The following is a 6,048-nucleotide window of genomic DNA, read 5'->3' as shown; positions in this document are numbered from 1 at the left end:
GATGCGTTCGAACATCGATCCGATGCGAAACATCTCCGGGTATATGTCGTCGTCGAGCTCTTCCCAGGCCAGGGGCGCCGACACCGGGGCCCCTGGATAGGGCCGGACCGAGTACGGCGCGACCAGCGTCTGCCCCTTGGCGTTCTGGCCGGCGTCGACGTACACCTTGCCCGCCCTCTTGGGCTTGGCGAACTCGAGGGTGACCTTCTCCGGGTACGCCAGCCGCAACATCCCGCCGACCGCCGTGCAGAACTCCCGGACCTCGGGGTACGTGTGCCCGGGGGCGAGAGGGATGAAGATCTGCAGCCCCGAGCCGCCGGAGGTCTTCGGGAAACCCTTCAACCCCAGGCCGGCCAGGACGACGTTGACCAGCCGGGCGACGGCCCGGACGTCCTCGAACTCTATGGGCTCGTGGGGGTCCAGGTCCAAGACGGCGAAGTCGGGCTCGTCGAGCTTCGGCCATTTGCTGGTCCAGGCGTGCACCTCGACGCTGCCGATCTGAGCGAGCCAGACCAGGGTCGTCACGTCGTCGACCACCACGAAGTCGATGGTCCGGCTGCCGCCTTCTGCCGACACCGGCACGTTGCGGACCCACTCCGGGGCCCCCTTCGGGATCTGCTTCTCGTAGAACGCCTCGCCGTAGATGCCCTCGGGAACCCGCTGCATGGCGATCGGCCGGTCCCTCAGGAACGGCAGCATCATCGAGGCGGCGTTGTAGTAGTAGTTGATGAGGTCGCCCTTGGTGAGGGAGTCCTCCGGGAAGTAGACCTTGTCTTTGTTGGAGATTCTGAGCTCCCGGGCGCCGTGCCGGAACCGGTGGGCGTCGCCTTTGCGCTCCAGGCGGATGGGGTGCGGGAACCACAGGCCGTCCCGCTCCTGACGGATCTCCTCACGCCGGGCCGGGAAGACCATCGGGGCGTTGGTGGTCTTCAGCTCCTCCTGGATGGCGACGTGCGAGCCCGGGTCCTTCTCCTCCGAAACGATCGTCAGCGCCATGTCGAACTTGCTGGCCCCCTGCACGACGTGGCTGATGCGCAGCGACCCCTTGCCGTAGGGGACGTGGCGGATCTCTCCCTGGGGGCCGAACTCGTTGTCGCTGAAGTGGGTGTGCAGCGGCCAGAAGTGCTCGAAGGAGAACTGCGAGGTGATGTAGCCGAACAGGGCCTCCATCGCCTCCGGGGTGTTCAGCTGGCCGTTGGAGAGGGCGTGGATGTGGGCGTAGTCGATCACAACGGTCGTGAACGGGTGCTCCTTGACCAGCAGGGCGATGTCGCCCAGCGCCCCGAACTGCGACCGCTTCCCGCAGGTCTCCAGCCCGAGCTTCACGCCGAGGTCGCCGACCCGGGGGCCGAGGTCGGCCAGGTTGGCGTTCACCTGCTCGTGCAGCTCCTCCGGAGGGCGGCCGTGGTGGCTCCCGGGGTGGCACACGACGACCGTCGCCCCCATAGCAGAGGCCAGCTTGCAGGCGTGGTGGAGTCCCCCCAGGTGCAGCTTCAGCCGGTCCGGCTCCTTGGTGGTCAGCTGGGCGAAGTAGGGGGCGTGGACCGACAGGGCGATCCCGTTGTCCCGGGCCATCTCGCCGAAACGTTTGGCTTCCGCCTCCTTGAGGGTGAACTCCTTGACGAACTGGACCTCGCACTGGGCGAAGCCGTGCGACACCAGATGGTCGATAGAGGCGTTCAGATCCTTCGGATCCTTGAGCCCGGCCACTCCGTACCTCAACTGGCGCATGAACCTCTCCCGGCCGCCGCTAGGCGTCCAACCTAATCCCAATCTAGTTTGACCGACGTCAAACGGGAGAATAGCTACAAGCATTCCGTTGTTCGGCGGGCCTGCGCCCGTAGACTGATGGGACACCGAGAGAACGGGAAGGAGCCGGCCATGTGGCGACCATTGCGACGCAGGAGCTCCCGGAGCACGTCCCGGGCGGGCAGAGCCGGCCGGGGCCGGGTATCGCTCGGCGGCGCCCTCACCGGGCTGATGGTGGCCCTCTCTTCGACCTTCATCTTTTCCGTGCTAGCGGGAGCGGTCCTCAACGCCCAGGGCCACGACCTTCACAGGGTGGTCCAAGGCAGGACTGCCTGGGCCAGCTCAGGAGCCGCGATTGCGTTCGTCCTGGCGGTGCTGCTGTCCTTCATGTGGGGCGGCTACACGGCCGGCCGGATGGGCGCCGGCGCCGGAGCGGCCAACGGCGGGCTGGTCCCCGGGATCGCGCTGCTCGGTCTGGGCGCGTTCTTCGGCATCACCGCGGGGGCCCAGGGCCTGACCACCTTCGAGTTTCCCTTCGGCGTCGGCACCCTGCCTCTGGACGCGAACTTCACCCCGCTCGGATTCGGAGTGGTTGCGGGGGTCGCGGTCGCCCTGCTGGCCGGCGGAATCTGGGGCGGAGTGGTCGGCGCCCGTTGGCACGAGCGTCTGGACGAAGAGTTCGACTCCGGCTACGAAACCGCAGGCAGCGACAGCTTCACCGACCTGGTGGGCCGCCCCTCCCGGTACTGAAGTCCCCGATCATTAATTCTTCGGCTCCGAATACAATTACCGGCGTGAACGACAGCGGTTTGCCCGACTACGTCGAGGACCTGTTCCGGTACCTCGTTCGCAGCTCGGTGCCCATGCGCATCGCCCAAGTGGTCTTCTTCATCTCAGGGCTCATCCTGCCGGTGCTCATGCTGATGATCCTGCCCAACGCCGAAGGCGAAACGGCCCTCGACACCTACCTGCCCCTCTTCGTGATTGGCACGATCTTCGCCGGGTGCCTGTTCTGGTACCTCGGTTGGCTCGAGGTCCGGCGCCATCAGTTCCGCACCGAGAAGCCGGCCAGCTATGCCCGATGGTTCGGGTGGCGGGAACGGGAGCGCAGATTGCGCCGGGACCCCCTCGCCCAGCTCGGACTACTCAAGCTTCAACTGCGGTACGTCCTGTTCGGCAAGGAGCCGTCCTCCACCGAGACCCTGGCGCTCACAATGAGGTTCGTACGCAAGAGCGCTTGAGAACCTTTTCAGGTCATTAAAAAGGCGCCCCTGAGGGGCGCCTTTTTAATTCTGAAGGTTCGTCCTACGAAGGAACGTCGGCCTCGAGCTCGATGTCCACCTGGTCACGGACCTTGAGGGCCCCCATCATTGCCTGGAAAGGCTTGATGCCCCACTTGGACTGAACAACCGAGAAGCTGCCCTTGACCTTGCCGCCCTCCTGGGAAAGCTTGACGGTGGCGGGGGCGGTCTTGCCCATGATCCGCATGTCACCGGTAACGGTGGCTGCGTCGCCGTTGGGCTGGACTGCGGTGGAGGTGAAGGAAATCTCCGGGGAGGTCAGGATCTTCTGCGTGATGTTCTTCTTGATGTCCGCCTTGTCCCCTTCGGATAGAGGCTTGACGCCTCCGACCCCTTCACGAACCGTCATAGATCCCACGTCGGCAGTTGCCGTGAACTTGGAATCTGCAGGGTTCTCCGCGATGTCCGCGGTGGCCTTCCAGCTGTTTACGTCGATGATCAGGTCGTGACCGGCCTTCTTGGCCATGCCTTCACGAAAAACTCGTACTACCAACTTGCCGTTCTGCGGGCCGAACTCGTATGTACCGGGATTAATACTCATGTCCGCAGACTACCCGAAGGTTGGGGACGGCACAAACACGTCAGGCACTGAGCGTGCTATTTCCGGCGATGGTCGTCCCAATTAAAGGGAGCGCTTGAGCCTTCAAAAGCTCACGCAGTGAGACCAGGCCCACCAGTGCTCCGTCGACGCAGATCGGCAGGTGGCGGAACCCGCCCTTCAGCATCACCTGGATGGCTTCCGCGGTCGAGGTGTCGGGTGCAACGGAGATCGGGTCGTGGGTCATCACGTCGGAGATCTTGGTGCTCCACGGGACCCGCCCGTTGGCGACGGCACGCAAGACGTCCCGCTCGGTGACGATGCCCACCAGGTTGCTGCCTTTGGTGACGACGGCCGAACCGGTGCGCCGTTCGATCATGGCCTGTGCGCCCTGTTCCAGTGTGTCCTCGGGCCTGACACGCAAGACCGCACGACTCATCGTCTCTTCAACCGTGGACATCTGTCACCTCCAAGATAGCCTGGCCAAGACCAAGGACCAAAAAACGGACTGTGGTGCGGTAGGACTTGGCGGCAGTACTGGGGGCTACAGCCCTCCCGCCTGAAGTCCGGAGCGAAAGTTGGCAAATAATACAGCTAGACAGAGTCGATTGCTAAAGAAATTCCGCGGAGCTTTTACCCGTGCCTTAAGCTCAGTTCGAAAAGTGTACCAGCGGTAGAACCTGTTTTAACAGTTCGGGGGCACAAGCCACAATTCCCGACGGTTGGCCCACCGGGACTGGGCCCCCCGAAAGGTCCGAAAACCCGGCTCCGGAGGCGTCGAGCATGGCCAGGCCCGCAGCTATGTCCCAGGGCTCCGAGGGCAAAAGGATCAGACCGTCGACCCGACCGGCCGCCACGTAGGCGATGTCCAGGCTGATACACCCCAGGTAGCGGAAGGCCCGGATGTGGGGCAGGAGCTCGCCAACCGTCTCCCACAACGCCGGCGAAGGCAGGTAGCACTTGTTGAGAAGAAAGACCGCCTTTTTCAGCTCGGTGGTTACCTTTGCCTTCATGGGTCCGTCGGGGCCGGTGGCCCGCTCCCCCCTGACTACCTTGAAGGTCTCGCCCATTGCCGGGGAGTGAACCACCCCAAGCACTACCTCGGGTCCCCGAAGGCAGGCCAGCGAGACGGCGAAGTGAGGAAGGCCGGAGACGTAGTTGGTGGTTCCGTCCAGCGGGTCGGCTATCCAGCGGTAGCCGGTGGTCGACTCCAGCTCGGTCCCCTCCTCCGCGAGCAGCCCGTCGCCGGGGAACGACGCCTTGAGCTCGGCGGCGATGAGCGCTTCGGCCCGGGTGTCGAGGTGGGTGACGATGCCGGCGGCTTTGTCTGACGACTCCAGGTCGCTGCGGAACGACCCGAGCAGCATCTTGCCTACCCGGCCCGAGATGTCCTCGGCCCACGCCAGCCGTTCGGATAATTCGGGGCTAGGCAAAGACGCTAATCGGAGTCTTCCATCCAGCCGTCGCGCACCCGGGAGAAGACGTGGAAGAACGCGTCTTTGCCGTAGACGACCAGCTCGTCGCCCTCCCACTCGGCTCCAAGGGCGGTCGCCTGTTTTGTGTCGTACAGCCCCTCGGGCTCGTTGCCCGACCATTGAAAACCGACCCAGCTCAACGGGTCCTTCTTGCCCAGGACTAGCCGTTCGTTGGCGCCGGCGCCCCAGTCGTCGATACCCATTGCGTTACTTCTTGGCCTTGGCGCCGGCGGTCTTCTTAGACTTCGCATTCGTTCCGGCCAGGCCGTTTCCGGTGTTGCCTTCGGAGGTGGACGTCTGGTGGAGGTCGTCGAATACCCGGCTGGCCAGGATGTCTTCGGCCTGGATGGTGACCAGGTCCTTCTTGGTCAGCTTGCGACCGGCCTCGGCGGAGTCGAACAGACGGATCGCCTGACGCATACGGGCCCGGTCCAGAGCGTTGCGGACCGAACGGCCGTTGGCGAAGTGCGGCCGGTTCAGGCGGAGGTCGATGTAGTCCGTGAATGCCTTCTCGGCGTCCTCGTCGAAGCGGTAGCGCTGGGCGTCGAGCATCATGCGGCCGATGTCGAGCAGCTCCTGGGCGTTGTAGTCCGGGAAGTCGACGTGGTGGGCGATCCGGGAGGAGATGCCGGGGACGTCGGAGAAGAACCGGTCCATCTTGTCCCGGTACCCGGCCATGACGACGACGAGGTCCTGGCGGTCGTTCTCCATGACCTCCAGCAGCATCTCGACGGTTTCCTGGCCGTAGTCCCGCTCGTTGTCCAGGCGGTAGATGTTGTACGCCTCGTCGATGAACAGCACGCCACCCATGGCCCGCTTGATGACCTCACGGGTCTTCGGAGCGGTGTGGCCGACGTACTGGCCGACCAGGTCGTCCCGGCTGGCGGTCACGACGTGGCCCTTGCGGATGTAGCCGAGCTTCCACAGGATCTGGCCCATCTTGCGGGCGACCGTGGTCTTGCCGGTCCCCGGGTTGCCGGTGAAG

The 6,048-nt window shown here is 64.5% G+C and carries 8 protein-coding genes; 2 read left to right on the top strand and 6 right to left on the bottom strand.

Features of this window, described 5'->3' with window-relative positions; translation table 11 throughout:
* The coding region (ligD, locus tag VFV09_13750) for a non-homologous end-joining DNA ligase (GenBank protein ID HEU4868772.1) at nucleotides 1-1,731 on the bottom strand (1,731 nt) is incomplete at its 3' end.
* Nucleotides 1,732-1,881: 150 nt separating this feature from the next.
* On the opposite strand from ligD, the gene VFV09_13745 reads away from it, so the two are divergent.
* The gene (locus VFV09_13745) at nucleotides 1,882-2,499 is read left to right on the top strand and encodes a hypothetical protein (GenBank protein HEU4868771.1); all 618 of its coding nucleotides are present in this window, start codon (nucleotides 1,882-1,884) and stop codon (nucleotides 2,497-2,499) included.
* 44 nt (nucleotides 2,500-2,543) lie between these two features.
* Nucleotides 2,544-2,990: a hypothetical protein gene (locus tag VFV09_13740; protein ID HEU4868770.1), complete on the top strand. Its 447-nt coding sequence runs from the start codon at nucleotides 2,544-2,546 to the stop codon at nucleotides 2,988-2,990.
* Between the two features lie 64 nt (nucleotides 2,991-3,054).
* On the opposite strand, the gene VFV09_13735 is transcribed toward VFV09_13740, so the two are convergent.
* The 5 genes from VFV09_13735 to VFV09_13715 form a co-directional block, all read right to left on the bottom strand.
* A complete protein-coding gene (locus VFV09_13735) occupies nucleotides 3,055-3,591 on the bottom strand; it encodes a YceI family protein (GenBank protein ID HEU4868769.1) in 537 nt (178 codons plus the stop codon).
* Nucleotides 3,592-3,631: 40 nt separating this feature from the next.
* Complete coding sequence (locus VFV09_13730) at nucleotides 3,632-4,048, bottom strand: CBS domain-containing protein (GenBank protein HEU4868768.1); 417 nt, start codon at nucleotides 4,046-4,048, stop codon at nucleotides 3,632-3,634.
* A gap of 190 nt (nucleotides 4,049-4,238) precedes the next feature.
* On the bottom strand, nucleotides 4,239-5,021 hold the full coding sequence (locus VFV09_13725; protein HEU4868767.1) for an inositol monophosphatase: 783 nt from the start codon (nucleotides 5,019-5,021) through the stop codon (nucleotides 4,239-4,241).
* Nucleotides 5,022-5,026: 5 nt separating this feature from the next.
* A complete protein-coding gene (locus VFV09_13720) occupies nucleotides 5,027-5,266 on the bottom strand; it encodes a hypothetical protein (protein HEU4868766.1) in 240 nt (79 codons plus the stop codon).
* 4 nt (nucleotides 5,267-5,270) lie between these two features.
* Nucleotides 5,271-6,048, bottom strand: a 778-nt coding sequence (locus tag VFV09_13715; GenBank protein HEU4868765.1) for an AAA family ATPase, incomplete at its 5' end; no start/stop codon positions are given.

Source organism: Actinomycetota bacterium, assembly GCA_035759705.1.
GTDB lineage: Bacteria > Actinomycetota > CADDZG01 > JAHWKV01 > JAHWKV01 > JAJCYE01.
The sequence above is the reverse complement of the archived record's forward strand: the minus strand, read 5'-3'. Positions and strand labels throughout refer to the sequence as shown.